The sequence below is a fragment of the Halomonas sediminis genome, from assembly GCF_044871105.1.
In the GTDB taxonomy this organism is placed as follows: Bacteria; Pseudomonadota; Gammaproteobacteria; order Pseudomonadales; family Halomonadaceae; genus Vreelandella; species Vreelandella zhuhanensis.
Map to the genome: position 1 here is coordinate 2964553 of NZ_CP085246.1, position 15781 is coordinate 2980333.

Here is a 15781-nt window from a genome sequence, read left to right on the forward strand (position 1 = left end):
TATCGTGGAAGCCTTGTTCGAGCCACAACCCGTCCTCGAAGAGGATTCCACTTCGCCTCAGCAGGAGACAAGTGACATGCAACAAGCTGTACTGGATTTCTGGTTCAACGAACTCGACCCGAAACAGTGGTGGCAAAAGGATGCGGAGCTGGATGCCAGAATCACCCAACGCTTCAAGGCACTTTTAAGCCAGGCCGCCCAGGGGGAGCTATTTGAATGGCGAGCGACTCCTCGGGGGAGACTGGCCGAAATACTGGTGCTGGATCAATTTTCTCGCAATATACACCGCGATACCCCGGAAGCATTTGCTCAGGATAACGTGGCGCTGATACTGGCCCAGGAGGCCGTTGCCTCGGGAGAGGCGGATACCCTGACGCCCATAGAGCGCAATTTTCTTTATATGCCCTACATGCACAGCGAATCACCCAGGATTCACCAGCATGCCGAACGTCTGTTCCGAGTCAATGGCCTGGAAGACAACTACAACTTTGAAGTGAAACACAAAGCGATCATCGACCGCTTCGGCCGTTATCCATACCGTAATGCGATTCTAGGGCGCGATTCCACCGCCGAAGAAATCGAGTTTCTCAAGCAACCCGGCTCGGGATTCTGACCCGCACAGCTTGCGCTCGCTCAGCCTGCCTCCTGCGCCTTGCGATAGCGCCCGCTGTAGTCGAACAGCTTCTCGCGCACCTGGAAATGCCGCCCCACCTTGCGCCCGATGACGAAATCCGGCCCACGCAGGCGGTACTGTTCCACTATCACCTCTTCCGGTGTCACGGGTTTCCAGGGCAAGCCGGGAGCGCGCAGGTGCTCGCGCAGAAAGGCAGCCTGAAAGGCCTGCCGCTGCGCAGCGGTTTCCAGCGCGAACCATTCGCTCAGGGTGGCGCCGTCCTCATCGTGATAGGTGACCTTCAGGCGGGGCAGCCCGCGGCCGTTGACGGTGGCTTCCAGCTGCATGCCGCTGACGCGCAACACCAAGGCATCCTTGAGCTTCAGGGCATCCTTGAGCTTGTCGTCGGCATCCACCAGCAGCACTTGGCAGCCATGGCAGCGCCGGGCGGCAATGTCGTTTTCGGCACCGCAGTCACCGCACACCTTGAAACGAAAGCGGAACGTACATTGCTCCATCGCAGGTGCTACCGGTTTTGACCTTGTACCCTTCGCGCGGGGTCGGGCGCGATCAGAAAGCACCAGCCCTTGGCAGCGGCGGCCGAAATGCTCGATGACCAGGTCGCCATCACGCTTGCCCCAGAAAAGATTGGCGTGGCCGCAGGCCGGGCACTCCACCTGCACCGGCTCGTTGTCGCCGGGGGGTTTGGGTGAACCGACCTCCGGCGCATAAAGATCCCAAGGGTTGCCAGCGTAGTCCAGCACAAGGCAATCGGTTTTTCCCGGTGAGAGACGCAGACCACGCCCGACAATCTGCTGGTAAAGGCTGACCGATTCGGTGGGCCGCAGAATCGCGATCAAATCGACATGCGGCGCATCGAAGCCGGTGGTCAGCACTGCCACGTTGACCAGGTACTTGAGCTTGCGCGCCTTGAAAGCGCTGATCAGTGCTTCACGTTCGGCGGAAGCGCTAGCCCCCGTGATCAACCCGGCCTCAGTCGCCGGCAGATAGCCCAGGATTTCTTCGGCATGGGCGACACTGGCGGCAAAGATCATCACCCCCTGACGGTTCTCGGCACGCTGGATGATCTCCTGGATGATTCCCGGCGTTGCGCGGTTGGCAGCCACCACCCGGTTGAGCTCTTCTTCACGGAACGAGCCCGAGGGAGCAGGCAGAAGCTGGGAGAAATCGTAGCGCTCCACGGCGGCATCGATGCGCTCGGGCCTGGCCAGATAGCCCTGCTTGACCATCAGGCGCAGCGGTTGCTCGAACACGCAGTCACGAAAGAAGCAGTCTTCATCACCGCGCACCATGCCATGGATATGGCGATGATAGATAAACCCCTGCCCCAGCCGATAGGGCGTGGCAGTCAGCCCCAGCACCTTGAGTCGCGGGTTCTGCCGGCGCAGATGCTCGATCACCTGGCGATAGCCAGCGTCTTCCTTGAGCGAAACACGGTGGCACTCGTCGATCACCAGCAAGGTAAAGCCGCCCCGCTCGCCTTCATCAGAGCCAAAACGCGCCAAATTGCGCATCACCGACTGTACCGAGCCGAACACCACCTGCCGCTCGGCCTCCTTGCGCTTGAGCCCGGCGCTGAAGATATCCGCCTCGAGCCCGTAGGCCTGGTACTTGGCGTGATTCTGCTCGACTAGCTCGCGCACGTGGGCCAGCACCAGCACTCGCCCCCGCGCCAGACGCGCCAGCTCGGCAATCACCAGCGACTTTCCGCTGCCGGTGGGCAATACCACCACCGCCGGGTCGCTGGAGCCGCGAAAATGCTCGACAACGCGCTTGACCGCTTCAGTCTGATAAGGACGTAGGGCGGGCGGTGATGATAAAGGCGGCCCCTGGGCCGCCTTGGGAGCGTTGCTTTTGGGCATCGCTCAGCCTACCCAGACCCGTGCATTGCGGAACATTCGCAGCCAGGCACCGTCTTGCGTCCATTCTGTAGGACGCCAGGAGTTGGTGACCGCACGGGTGACACGCTCGGGGTGCGGCATCATGATGGTGACTCGACCATCCGGGGTAGTCAGGCCGGTGATACCGGAAGGCGAGCCGTTGGGATTGGCCGGATAGCGTGTCGTGACCTGGCCGTAGTTGTCGATATAGCGCATGGCGACCTGACCGCTCGACTGCATCTTGCGAAGGTGGGCGCTATCGCGAAACTCGGCGCGGCCTTCACCGTGCGCCACGGCAATCGGCAAGCGCGACCCTTCCATACCCGCCAGCAGGATCGAAGGCGTCTGTTCGACACGCACCATGGCCACGCGCGCCTCGAATTGCTCGGATTCGTTACGCATGAACTGTGGCCAGTTTTCCGCTCCCGGGATCATTTCCTTGAGCTGCGAGAGCATCTGACAGCCATTGCACACCCCTAGCGAAAAGCTGTCCTCACGCTGGAAAAACGCCGCAAACTGCTCGCGGGCATGCCCATTGAACAGCACCGACTTGGCCCAGCCACCACCGGCGCCCAGCACATCGCCATAGGAGAAGCCCCCGCAGGCCGCCAGCCCCTTGAAGTCTTTGAGGTTCACCCGGCCTTCGAGAATGTCGCTCATGTGCACATCCACGGCATCGAAGCCGGCCTTGTCGAAGGCCCAGGCCATTTCCACCTGACCGTTGACGCCTTGCTCACGCAGGATCGCCATGGCCGGGCGGGCCGTATTGATGAACGGTGCGCTGATATCTTCGTTCACGTCAAAGGTCGGCGTGGCGGAAAGACCCGGATCGCGGGCATCGAGCAGATTATCGAATTCGTTCTTGGCACATTCGGGGTTGTCACGTAGCGCCTGCATGCGATAACTGGTTTCCGCCCAGGTGCGCTGGGTAAGCTGGCGCGTGGTTTCCAGCAACGGCTCCTCGAATACCGTCACACGCACCTGGTCGTCATAGCGCGGACGGGCAATGACGCCGCAGGTTTCGATACCCGCCATGGCGAACTGGGTCAGCACTTCCGCGGTGTCGGCACGCTTGACCTGGATCACCGCACCCAGCTCCTCAGAGAACAGGGCGTTGAACGCCTCCACCGGCTCGTCGATCAGCCAGTCGAGCTTGATTTCCAAGCCGGCATGAGCGGCGAAAGCCATTTCTAAAAGCGTAACCAGAAGGCCGCCGTCGCTGCGGTCGTGATAGGCCAACAGCTTGCCGTCGCGATTGAGCCCCTGGATGACCTCGAAGAACGCCTTGAGGTCTTCCGGGTCGTCAAGATCGGGGCACTCATCACCCACCTGTCCATATACCTGAGCCAGGGCCGAGCCACCCAGGCGATTCTGGCCGTTGCCCAGATCGATCAGGATCAGGTCGCTCTCTTCCTGCTCCAGGTTGATCTCGGGCGTGAGGGTCGCCAGGGCATCGGTCACCGGAGCGAAGCCGGTAACCACCAGTGATAACGGCGAGGTGACGCTCTTGTCTTCGACCTCGCCCTTGGCGTTTTCTTCCTGCCAGGCGGTACGCATGGACATGGAGTCCTTGCCGACGGGAATCGCGATACCCAGTGCCGGGCACAGTTCCATGCCCACCGCATGCACGGCTTCATACAGTGCCTGGTTTTCACCGGGATGGCTCGCCGCACTCATCCAGTTGGCGGAAAGTTTGACGTCACCCAGCTTGGCAATCGGTGCGGCCGCCAGGTTGGTGATGGCCTCGGCCACCGCCAGGCGGGCACTTGCCGCGGGATTGATCAATGCCACCGGCGGGCGTTCACCCATGGCCATCGCTTCCCCGGCATGGGTATCGTAGCTTGCCGTGGTCACCGCGACATCGGCCACCGGCACCTGCCAAGGGCCGACCATCTGGTCGCGAGCCACCTGGCCTGTGATCGAACGATCGCCGATGGTGATCAGAAAGCTCTTGGAAGCCACGGTAGGCAGACGCAGCACCCGATCCAGCGCTTCGCGAAGATCGAGGTTATCCAGCATCACCGCTGGCATGGTGCGGGTCTCGCTCTGGAATTCACGCAGCATCTTGGGCGGCTTGCCGAACAATACGCTCATCGGCAAGTCGACCGGCTGACTATTGAAATGGCCGTCGTGCACTTCCAGATGATGCGCTTCAAGCGCTTCCCCGACCACCGCATAAGGGCAGCGCTCGCGGGCACATAATGCCTCGAAGGTCGCCAGATCCTCCGGCGCCACGGCAAGCACGTAGCGCTCCTGGGCCTCGTTGCACCAGATTTCCAAGGGGCTCATCCCTGGCTCGGCGTTGGGTACCGCACGTAGATCGAAGCGCCCGCCGCGTCCGCCATCCTTGACCAGTTCCGGCAAGGCATTGGAAAGCCCACCGGCACCCACGTCATGAATGAAGCGAATCGGATTGCGCTCGCCCAGCGACCAGCAGCGGTCGATCACTTCCTGGGCGCGGCGTTCGATTTCCGGGTTTTCACGCTGTACCGAGGCAAAATCCAGGTCGGCGCTGGAAACTCCGGACGCCATGCTGGAAGCCGCTCCGCCACCCAGCCCAATCAGCATCGCCGGGCCGCCCATGACGATCAGCTTTCCCCCTACGGGAATCTCGCCCTTCTGGACATGGTGAGCACGAATGTTGCCGTAGCCACCGGCGAGCATGATGGGCTTGTGAAAACCACGCCGCTCGATGCCGGTTTCGGTCAGAGCGTCCTGCTCGTAGGTGCGAAAATAGCCGGTGAGATTGGGGCGGCCGAACTCGTTGTTGAACGCCGCGCCGCCGATCGGCCCTTCGAGCATGATCTCAAGCGCGGAAACGATGCGCTCGGGCTTGCCGTAATCGAGGGTTTCCCAAGGCTGAACGAATTCGGGAATACGCAGGTTGGAAACGGTAAAACCGGAAAGCCCCGCCTTGGGCTTGCCGCCGATACCGGTAGCGCCTTCATCCCGGATCTCGCCGCCGGAACCGGTGGCGGCGCCAGGAAAGGGGGCAATCGCCGTGGGATGGTTATGGGTTTCCACCTTCATCAGGATATGAATCAGCTCCTGATGCGTGGCATAACGCGCGGTTTCATCGGCTTGGCCGGTCAGGGGGTCGGCGAAGAAGCGTCCGCCATGGCTACCCTTGATAACGGCGGCATTGTCGCTGTAGGCGGAAAGAACGTTATCCGGCGAGCTGGCGAAGGTGTTCTTGATCATCTTGAACAGGGAGTGCGGCTGCGCTTCGCCGTCGATCACCCAGTCGGCATTGAATATCTTGTGGCGGCAGTGCTCGGAGTTGGCCTGGGCAAACATCATCAATTCGACGTCGGTGGGGTTGCGCTCGAGTTCTTCGAACGCTGTCACCAGGTAGTCGATTTCATCATCGGCCAAGGCCAGACCCAATTCCCGGTTGGCGGTGGCCAGCGCCTCACGGCCACCGTCGAGAATATCCACACTGCCCAAGGGCCCAGGCGCGTGGTGAGCGAACAGCCTGGCCGCATCCGAGGCGTCACTCAACACCGTTTCGGTCATGCGGTCGTGCAATAACGCCACCAAGGTGGCGAATTCGGTTTCATCCAAGGGTGCACTGAACGTCAGGCGATAATCGATGCCCCGCTCGATGCGTTGAATCTTTTCCAGGCCACAATTATGCGCGATATCCGTGGCCTTGGACGACCAGGGTGACTGCGTACCCAGTCGCGGCACCACCAGAAACCGCTGAGCGGACCTGGGTGGCGGCTCACGTTCACCACTATGGCTGGAGTAATCCAGAAGCTGGGTGAGGCGTTCAAGGTCGGCATCATCCAACTTGTCTTGGTGGTCAATGAAATGGACATAGTCGGCAGACAGCGACTCGACCTCGGGAAGGCGTTCACGCAGAACCGTTAACAACCGGGCATGACGGAAGTCGGAAAGGGCGGGTGCGCCTGGCAGTTCGAGCATATCCTGGAGCCTCTAGAGCAGGGAATTCGAGCGGGGAAAACAGTAAACCGTCGAGCGGTAATCCCCCTATGATACTGGAAAGCATTGGCCACACGAAATCAGTGAGGTGACAGCAAGCACCGGCCTGGGTATCGTGATGACTCCTTTCATGCCGACATGACATTATGTTTAAACTGTTCAGCCGTCATTTCAAGGTTTGTGCCGGGGGGTATTTTACCCTGATTGCCATTGCTTTGATGGTGATGATGCCCACCTTTTCTCTCGTTCCCGACGGCGAACACCTAAAGCTGATCCAGTCGCGCGATTTCATTACCGTGCATACCCGCAATACTCCTACCACCTATTACGAAGGCCGTCATGGCCCCACCGGTTTCGAGTACGAACTGATGCGCGGTTTTGCAGATTACCTCGAGGTGAGTTTGAATCTGGATGCCAGCCATCATCTCGACAGCGTGCTGCCCGCGGTCCGTGAAAAAGGCGACCTGGGCGCTGCCGCGCTACCGCTGGAGCCCACCACGCCGGGCGTGTATTTCACTCGGGCCATCATCGGCTTGCAACCGCTGTTCGTTTATCGTCGCGGTCTGCACGGCATTGAAGCACCCGCCGACATGGCCGCACTGGAAATCGGCACCCTGAGCGGTACCGGAACAGACAAGGTGCTGCGTGAGCTGCAGCAACAGCAGCCACTGCTGAGCTGGAAGGAGTCCACCGAGCTTGAAGTTGCGGATCTTCTGGCTCGCGTGGAAAGTGGCGCACTGGATGGCGCCGTCATCTTTGATCATCAATTCCGCCTGAACCGGCTGTTCTTTCCCAACGTCGAGCGTGGCTTTCTGTTGGGCGAACCGCTCTCCATGGCCTGGGCAGTCCCTCGGGGCCGCGGACTGGGCCTGTTGAAAGCCGCCAACAACTACCTTGGCGACATGCAGCAAAGCGGCGTTCTGGATCGTCTCGTGGAACGGTATTTCGGCCATGACGACTATCTGGAATACGTGGGCACTCGCACCTTCCTGAGCCATCTGGATTCGCGCCTGCCGCGCTTTGACGCCTTATTCCGGGAAGCCGCAAGACAAACCGGGTTCGACTGGAAATTACTTGCGGCCATGGGTTACCAGGAATCCCATTGGGACCCCGAGGCCACCTCCCCCACCGGGGTGCGCGGTTTGATGATGCTGACCTTGCCCACTGCTGCGGAAATGGGCGTCAGCGATCGTGTCAACCCGGCGCAAAGCATCGACGGCGGGGCACGCTACCTGCGCAGTATCATGGATCGCTTACCGGAGTCGATCACGGGCGAGGATCGCCTGTTCATGGCCATGGCCTCTTATAACGTCGGGCTTGGCCATCTGTATGATGCCCGGCGTATTGTCGAGACCCGCGGCGGCGACCCGGACAGCTGGCTCGATGTGCGTGAGGCCCTGCCGCTACTGCAAAATCAACAATGGCACAGCCAGACCCGTCATGGTTATGCCCGCGGAGGTGAACCGGTGATCTACGTGCGCAACATCAGGCGTTATTATGAGATGCTTGAATACGTCGAGCGCAGCCGACAGCAGTTTTTCCAGCTTGAACAGACCGAACTTGATGCGGATGCCGTCTTTCCGTTGTTCGACCTTGTGCCGCCAATTGATTGATTAAAGAAATCAATATAGACCCTTTGATGCGAGCTGCCGATGAAGCACTGTATCGTGCTAAAAATAATCGGCGAAACAGTGATTTGGCTGCCGCTCTGGCTTAAGCTTCCGGCTCGCCGCGTTTAAGGGCAAATAATGTCTTCAACAAACGCCTTGACTGGCTCGCCAACAGCCCGCCTTGCACCTCGACACGATGATTGAACCAGGGTTGCGCCAGCAGGTTCGCCTTGGACTCCAGCATGCCGGTGCGCGGTTCGGCGGCGCCATACACCAGCCGCGCCAGGCGGGCATGAACAATGGCACCGGTGCACATCATGCACGGCTCCAGAGACACAAACAGGCTGCATCCATCCAGCCGATAATTGCCCAGCTGCGCTCCGGCCGCCCGCAATGCGCGAATTTCTGCATGCGCCGAAGGGTCACAACTTGCTATCGGCGAGTTATAGGCCGCACCGATGACATTTCCTTCAGGACAGACCACCACGGCACCCACCGGCACTTCACCCGCCGCCAAGGCATGGTGCGCCTGGTCCAACGCCCGGTGCATGTAAAATTCATCGCTGCGCATGGAGGCAAACTCCGCTAAGGTAGAAAACGGTCGTATGATAGTGATAAGCGCGACTCGCGTACTGACCCGTTTCATATTTTTGATCATCTTTGCACACAGGATAACGAGAATGGCAGAGTCCCTGAATAACCTGATCGGATTACTGGATCTGGAACCTCTTGAAGAGACGCTGTTTCGCGGGCAAAGCCAGGATCTCGGTTTCCCTCAGCTATATGGCGGCCAGGTTCTCGGACAAGCGCTGGCTGCTGCCGCACGCACCGTGCCCAAGGAGCGCCGTCCGCATTCTCAACATGGTTATTTCCTGCGTCCCGGCGACCCCCATCGCCCGGTGGTATACCAGGTGGATACCGTACGCGATGGAGGTAATTTCACCACGCGCCGAGTTACAGCCATCCAGAAAGGACGGCCGATTTTTTTCTGCAGTGCCTCGTTTCAAAGCTCGGAATCCAATCTATCACATCAGCGTCCCATGCCCGAGGTACCCATCCCCGAAGCCTTGCTCAAGAGCAGTGATACCCAGCATTCACGCTTTCCCGGTCACCCCATCGAATTTCTTTACCTCGAAGGCAATCCCGACAATGCGGTGCCCGCCGGCCAATGCCTATGGTTCAGATTGTCTGGAACCTTGCCCGACGACCCGGCACTCCATCGGCATTTGCTTTCGTATAGCTCGGACTTCAATCTTCTGACCACCAGCTTGATTCCACATGGTGTGGGCTATACGGATAAGCACCTGCAGATCGCTAGTCTCGACCATGCCTTGTGGCTGCATGCCGATACTCGCCTGGATGATTGGCTGCTTTATGTGATCGACTCTCCCTGGGCAGGTGGCGCCCGGGGGTTGGCACGCGGGCACATCTATGACCGTCAAGGCCGGCTGGTAGCCTCCACTGCCCAGGAAGGCCTGATCCGCATCCACGATGCACCCATTCGCTAACGGCCTATTTCCCTTCGTTGCCATTTACTCCCTGCAACGCAAAATGCCTGCCCCGGTCATCCGGTGGCAGGCATCTTTAATACGCGGCGAGGTGCGCGATTGTCGAGTGCCCGTTACCTCAGCCGCCGTAAACGTCGTTGATGCTTTTCAGCGGATAGTGCGCCGGATACGGCTTGCGTGCCACACCGGAGTCCACCGCCGCTTGCGCCACGGCAGAGGAAATACGCGCCAACAGGCGTACATCCACCGGGGTGGGAATGATGTATTCACGGCCGAAGCTCATCTCATCACACTCATAGGCATCCAGCACTTCCTGGGGAACCGGCTCACGCGCCAAGTCTTTCAAGGCGTGTACCGCAGCGAGTTTCATGGCCTCATTGATGCGCGTGGCGCGCACATCCAGCGCACCACGGAAAATGAAGGGGAAGCCCAGGACATTATTGACCTGGTTGGGGTAATCCGAACGCCCGGTAGCCATGATCACGTCCGGGCGGGCTTCGCGAGCGACGTCCGGGTGAATTTCGGGGTCGGGATTGGTGCAAGCGAAGATCACCGGGTCCGGCGCCATCGTCTTGATCTGCGCAGCGGAAAGCAGCCCCGGGCCGGAAAGACCCACGAAAACATCAGCCCCGTCGATGGCGTCATCGAGCGTACGCATATCGGTATCCAAGGCGAACTGGGCCTTGTATTCATTGATACCTTCACGGTGAGTGTGAATCACACCACGCCGGTCAAGCATCACCAGGTTTTGCTTTTTAGCGCCGCAAGAAACCAGCAGGCGCATACAGGCAATGGCTGCCGCTCCAGCACCCATGCAGACGATCTTGACGTTTTCGATCGATTTGCCGGCAATGTCCAGCGCGTTGAGCATGCCGGCGGCAGTCACGATAGCGGTACCGTGCTGGTCATCATGGAAGACCGGAATATTACAGCGCTCGATCAACGCTTTCTCGATCTCGAAACATTCAGGGGCCTTGATGTCTTCAAGATTGATACCGCCCCAGGTGTCGGCAATGCGCGCCACGGTGTCAATGAAAGCTTGAGGGCTTTCGGCATCGACTTCGATATCCACTGAGTTGATGCCGGCAAAGCGCTTGAACAACACGCCCTTGCCTTCCATGACCGGTTTGCTGGCCAGCGGGCCCAGGTTACCCAGTCCCAGAATAGCCGTACCGTCGGAGATGACAGCGACCAGATTTCCTTTGCCGGTATAGAGATAGGCGTTTTCCGGCTCGCGGGCAATTTCGCGCACAGGCTCGGCCACACCCGGGCTATAAGCTAGCGCCAGATCACGGGCGGTGGCAGTCGGCTTGGTCAGCTCGACAGACAATTTACCGGGAATTGGTTTGGCATGGTAATCCAGTGCAGCTTGCTTCTTTGCATCCGTCATCGTCGGGGCCCAATCAAACGTCAAAAGGAAATATAGAGAAAACGAGAGTATAGAAAAACCCTGACATGCTCAACCCTCTCCGCCTTTTTGACACGTACGGGACTATTTTGCACTTTTAGCTTCATTTTTACCGACGATCGAATCTATTTGCTGAAACTTATGCCAGCAGCCTTCAGCCATAAGCTTTTACTTATCCTTGCACACCTAGTTTTTATGGAAAAATTTTCCAAATTTGATTTAAAAACACAATTGCCAGCCAATAAAAAAACCCGCCCTCGGCATTGCCGGGGGCGGGTTTCGCTTGAGCCTGGTCGGCTCAAGAAACTGTTTGCTCAAGAACCGTCCAGTTCAAGAATCATTCAGTTAAAGGCCAGTTGACTCAACGCCATTCAGGTGGATGTCAAAGGGATTATTAACCGCGCTTGACCGCAGCACCGAAACGCTTGTTGAAGCGTTCGACACGGCCACCAGTGGTCGCTTGCTTCTGCTTGCCGGTGTAGAAAGGGTGGCAATTGGAACAAACGTCCAGAGAGAAATCATGATCCGATGTGGTGCCGACATCGAAAGTAGCGCCACAGGAGCAAGTCGCTGTGACCTTCTTGTAATCCGGGTGAATACCTTGTCTCATCTTAAGCCTCACTTGAGCTGTATGCCGCCACCTGATCACTTGCCAGGCACCGCATACGGGTTGAAAAACTGCTGAACCGGTTAACGCCCTGAATCGCCTGCTTCAGGATAGCCGCGTACTATAGCAAAGCTGACGCCGGAGGCCAATTGCCCAATCCTGCTTTATCGACCGTTCTCAGGGTCGCCCTTCCCTCGCCGCTGCGTCGCTTGTTCGACTACCTGCCTGGCCGGGAAGTTCCCAGCCAGGGATGGCAGCCGGGATTGCGTGTGCGAGTGCCATTTGGCCGGCGCGAGGTCGTCGGCGTGGTGATCGAGTGTACCACTCATAGTGAGCTACCACTGGCGAAGCTACGCCCGATCGGCGCGGTACTTGATGAAACCCCACTGCCTTCCGACTGGCTGTGGTTATGCCGGTTTACCGCCCGTTATTATCAGCATAGCTTGGGTGACACCCTGCATCAGGCAATGCCGGCACTAATGCGCCAAGGGCATCCCTTGGTCGGACGCACCCACACCTTATGGCAATCGATTGATAGCGCCTCTGAAAAACAACCCGACCCTTTGGCCCGTGCCCCGCGCCAGGCGGCGCTACGCGAGATGCTGCAACAGCATCCTCACGGCCTTGCCGGTCGTGCCATCTATGCCCAAGGATTCACCCGCGAGCAACTGCGCGCTCTACAGGAAAAAGGGCTGGTCGCGTCACGCGAGGTTACCTTGGCCGCCGCTCACCCTGACACTGGCAAGCTACTCGCAACCCCCACCCTGCCTCTCAATCGTGAACAAGCCGTGGCGCTGGCCGCCCTGCACGAGCGCCGCGACGACTTTCATCCTTGCCTCCTGGAAGGCGTTACCGGTAGCGGCAAGACAGAGGTCTATCTGCAACTGATCGAAGCCATCGCCCGTCAAGGGCGTCAATCACTGGTGCTGGTGCCGGAAATCGGGCTCACTCCGCAAACCTTGGCACGCTTTCGTCAACGTTTCTGTGTTCCGGTGGTGGCACTGCATTCCGGGCTCACCGATCATGAACGCCTGGACGCCTGGGAAGCCGCTGCCAGCGGGCGCGCCCTGATTATTATAGGTACCCGTTCGGCGCTGTTCACACCATTGGCCAATCCCGGTGCGATTATCGTCGATGAAGAACACGACGGCTCCTACAAACAGCACGACGGCCTGCGTTATCATGCACGCGACCTGGCCGTGGCCCGCGCCCACCATCACCGCATTCCCTTGGTGCTGGGCAGTGCCACCCCCTCCCTGGAAAGCCTGCAACAGGCATTGAGTGGAAATTACCAGCACCTGCGCCTGACCCAGCGTGCCAGCCGCTTCCCGCCGGCCAAGCTCGAACTGGTGGATCTGCGCCACCGCCCCCGCCAAGGGGGGCTGACCCCCACCGCTATCGAAGCCATCAAGACCACGCTCGGCGCCGGTCATCAGGTACTGGTGTTCATCAACCGGCGCGGTTTCGCTCCGACTCTCGCCTGCCACGCCTGCGGCTGGCTGGCTGAGTGCCATCAATGCGATGCACGCATGACCCTGCACCGCCATCCGCCGCTTCTGGCCTGCCATCACTGCGACAGCCGCCGTGCCCTGCCGGATGCCTGCCCCGATTGCGGCAGCGGCGACCTGCGTGCCCTGGGCAGCGGCACCGAGCGCACCGAAGAGACACTCCAGGGGTTATTTCCCAAGGTGCCGGTGCATCGTATCGACCGTGACAGCACCCGGCGGCGCGACAGTTTCGAGCAAGTCCTCAAGGAGATTCAGCGCGGCGCGCCCTGCCTGCTGGTGGGTACCCAGATGCTGGCCAAGGGGCACCATCTGCCCCATGTCACCCTGGTGGTGGTGGTCAATGCCGACGGCGGCCTGTATGCCGCGGATTTTCGCGCCCTGGAGCACAGCGCCCAGCTACTCGAGCAAGTGGCCGGGCGCGCCGGGCGCGCCGCGCATCCCGGGCGCGTTCTGGTCCAGACCCTGCACTCGGACGACCCCCACCTCAGGCTACTGGCGGAACAAGGCTACGCGCCCCTCGCCCGCCAGCTATTGGAGGAACGCCGCGCCGCCAAGCTACCGCCGTTCTGCTTCATGGCGTTGCTGCGCATCGAAAGCCCCAAGGAAACCGTCGCCTTGGCCCTGGCCCAGCAAGCCGCCCAAGCCTTGCGCGACTGGCTGGCCGACCGTCCGGTGCGCTGTCTCGGCCCGGTACCCGCGCCCATGGAGCGTCGCCAGAACCGCTATCACCTGCACGTGATGCTGGCGGCGGACAAGCGCAGCCAGCTGCATCCGGCGGCCAATTGGCTGAGCCAATGGCTGCAAGCCAACCCTGATGCGCGCAAGGTACGCTGGTCGCTGGACATCGATCCCCAGAGCTTAAGCTGAATCGATTCACGGCACGGCTTTGAAAGTGTGGCTCAATTGCCGATAATGAACCTCTTTGACGACGCAAAGGCATGGTTTACTCTTCCTGCGCTTCGCAGCACACCGACGTTACCCGGATATCCTTAAATGAAAGACACCATCATTTCTCTGCTCGACGGCGCCATCGTGACGCTCAAGCACCAGGGCGTGCTGCCGAATGACATCCAAGCCGTGATCAAGGTCGACCCGGCCAAGGACAAGGCCCACGGCGATTACGCCAGCAACCTGGCCCTGATGCTGGCCAAGCCGGCAGGCAAGAAGCCTCGCGAGCTTGCTGAAATGCTGATTGCGGCCCTGCCTCAGGACGCCGCCGTCACCAAGGTCGAAATCGCCGGGCCGGGATTCATCAACTTTTTCGCTGCCACCACTGCCGCCGCTCAGGTAGTCGCCCAAGTGCTGGATTGCGGCGATACCTTCGGGCGCAGCCTGATCGGCAAGGGTGAAAAGGTGCAGGTCGAGTTCGTTTCCGCCAACCCCACCGGCCCGCTGCATGTGGGCCATGGCCGTGGTGCCGCCATCGGCGACTGCCTGTGCCGCCTGCTCGAAGCGACCGGCTATGACGTCACTCGTGAGTTCTACTACAACGACGCCGGCGTCCAGATCCGTAACCTGGCGCTCTCGGTACAAGCACGGGCGAAGGGACTGGGGCCGGAAGACGCCAGCTGGCCGAAAGACGGCTATCGTGGCCAGTACATCAGCGACGTTGCCGAGGATTATCTAGCCGGCGCAAGCGTGGCCGCCGATGACCGCCACGTCACCGCCAAGGGTGACCCCGACGACCTCGACGCCATACAGGAATTCGCCGTGGCCTGGCTGCGCCGCGAGCAGGACCTTGATCTCAAAGCCTTCGGTGTGGAATTCGACGTCTATTTCCTGGAATCGTCGCTCTACGAAGAAGGCAAGGTAGAGGAGACCGTCAAACGCCTGGTGGAAAACGGCCATACCTATGAAGATGCCGGTGCCCTCTGGCTGCGCACCACCGCTTTCGGTGACGACAAGGACCGGGTGATGCGCAAGAAGGACGGCGACTACACCTATTTCCTGCCTGACGTCGCTTATCATCTGAACAAATGGCAGCGCGGCTTCAAAACGGCGATCAACGAACAGGGCGCCGACCACCACTCCACCGTCACGCGGGTACGTGCCGGGTTGCAGGCCCTCGAGGTCGGCATTCCCCAAGGCTGGCCGGACTACGTCCTCCACCAGATGGTGATGGTCACGCGCTCCGGTGTCGAAGTGAAGATCTCCAAGCGTGCCGGCAGCTACGTCACCGTGCGCGATCTGATCGATGAAGTGGGTCGTGACGCCACACGCTTTTTTCTCGCCGCCCGGCGGGCGGATTCCCAGCTCACTTTCGACATCGACCTGGCCCGTTCGCAATCCAACGATAATCCGGTGTACTACATCCAGTATGCTCACGCCCGGGTATGCAGCATGCTGCGCAAGACGCAGGATGCCGGTCAGGATTTCGACCACGACCTGGCCCTGGCCAACCTGGCCCTGCTGGAAAGCGACCAGGAAAAGGCCGTGATGAACCGCTTGGCACGCTTTCCCGGAGTGGTGGAAAATGCCGCCAAGAACCGTGAGCCACAACAAATCGCACAATATCTGCTGACTCTCGCTGGGGATTTCCATACCTGTTACAACGCGGTCAAGGTGATGGTAGAGGATGATGCCCTGCGTAATGCGCGCCTGGGTCTTGGCCTGGCCACTCGCCAAGTGCTGCGCAACGGCCTTGACCTGATGGGTGTCAGCGCCCCCGAGGAGATGTAATC

10 protein-coding genes are annotated in these 15781 nt (G+C 59.9%); 5 read left to right on the top strand and 5 right to left on the bottom strand.

Annotated features, from left to right (window positions below; all coding sequences use genetic code 11):
* Positions 1-76: 76 nt before the first annotated feature.
* Positions 77-613: a DUF924 family protein gene (locus LG290_RS14000; RefSeq protein WP_499837115.1), complete on the top strand. Its 537-nt coding sequence runs from the start codon at positions 77-79 to the stop codon at positions 611-613.
* A 20-nt stretch (positions 614-633) separates the two neighbouring features.
* Here the strand turns inward: LG290_RS14000 and radD are convergent, their stop codons facing one another.
* On the bottom strand, positions 634-2496 hold the full coding sequence (gene radD / locus LG290_RS14005) for a DNA repair helicase RadD (RefSeq protein WP_499835320.1): 1863 nt from the start codon (positions 2494-2496) through the stop codon (positions 634-636).
* Positions 2497-2499: 3 nt separating this feature from the next.
* The gene (purL, locus tag LG290_RS14010; protein WP_499835321.1) at positions 2500-6441 is read right to left on the bottom strand and encodes a phosphoribosylformylglycinamidine synthase; all 3942 of its coding nucleotides are present in this window, start codon (positions 6439-6441) and stop codon (positions 2500-2502) included.
* Positions 6442-6605: 164 nt separating this feature from the next.
* Between purL and mltF the strand changes: the two genes are divergently transcribed.
* Positions 6606-8072: a membrane-bound lytic murein transglycosylase MltF gene (mltF, locus tag LG290_RS14015; RefSeq protein WP_499835322.1), complete on the top strand. Its 1467-nt coding sequence runs from the start codon at positions 6606-6608 to the stop codon at positions 8070-8072.
* A 100-nt stretch (positions 8073-8172) separates the two neighbouring features.
* On the opposite strand, the gene tadA is transcribed toward mltF, so the two are convergent.
* On the bottom strand, positions 8173-8640 hold the full coding sequence (tadA, locus tag LG290_RS14020) for a tRNA adenosine(34) deaminase TadA (protein ID WP_499835323.1): 468 nt from the start codon (positions 8638-8640) through the stop codon (positions 8173-8175).
* Positions 8641-8749: 109 nt separating this feature from the next.
* On the opposite strand from tadA, the gene LG290_RS14025 reads away from it, so the two are divergent.
* On the top strand, positions 8750-9577 hold the full coding sequence (locus LG290_RS14025) for an acyl-CoA thioesterase (protein ID WP_499835324.1): 828 nt from the start codon (positions 8750-8752) through the stop codon (positions 9575-9577).
* Between the two features lie 118 nt (positions 9578-9695).
* Here the strand turns inward: LG290_RS14025 and LG290_RS14030 are convergent, their stop codons facing one another.
* Together LG290_RS14030 and rpmE are read right to left on the bottom strand one after the other, a co-directional pair.
* Positions 9696-10967 (bottom strand): malic enzyme-like NAD(P)-binding protein, encoded by a 1272-nt coding sequence (locus LG290_RS14030; protein ID WP_499835325.1) that lies wholly within the window; start codon positions 10965-10967, stop codon positions 9696-9698.
* A 412-nt stretch (positions 10968-11379) separates the two neighbouring features.
* On the bottom strand, positions 11380-11595 hold the full coding sequence (gene rpmE, locus LG290_RS14035; RefSeq protein ID WP_160419076.1) for a 50S ribosomal protein L31: 216 nt from the start codon (positions 11593-11595) through the stop codon (positions 11380-11382).
* Between the two features lie 146 nt (positions 11596-11741).
* Here rpmE and LG290_RS14040 point away from each other — a divergent pair, with 146 nt between their 5' ends.
* Both LG290_RS14040 and argS read left to right on the top strand, forming a co-directional pair.
* A complete protein-coding gene (locus LG290_RS14040) occupies positions 11742-13967 on the top strand; it encodes a primosomal protein N' (RefSeq protein WP_499835326.1) in 2226 nt (741 codons plus the stop codon).
* Positions 13968-14093: 126 nt separating this feature from the next.
* The gene (gene argS / locus LG290_RS14045) at positions 14094-15779 is read left to right on the top strand and encodes an arginine--tRNA ligase (protein WP_499835327.1); all 1686 of its coding nucleotides are present in this window, start codon (positions 14094-14096) and stop codon (positions 15777-15779) included.
* The last annotated feature ends 2 nt before the right edge of the window (positions 15780-15781 follow it).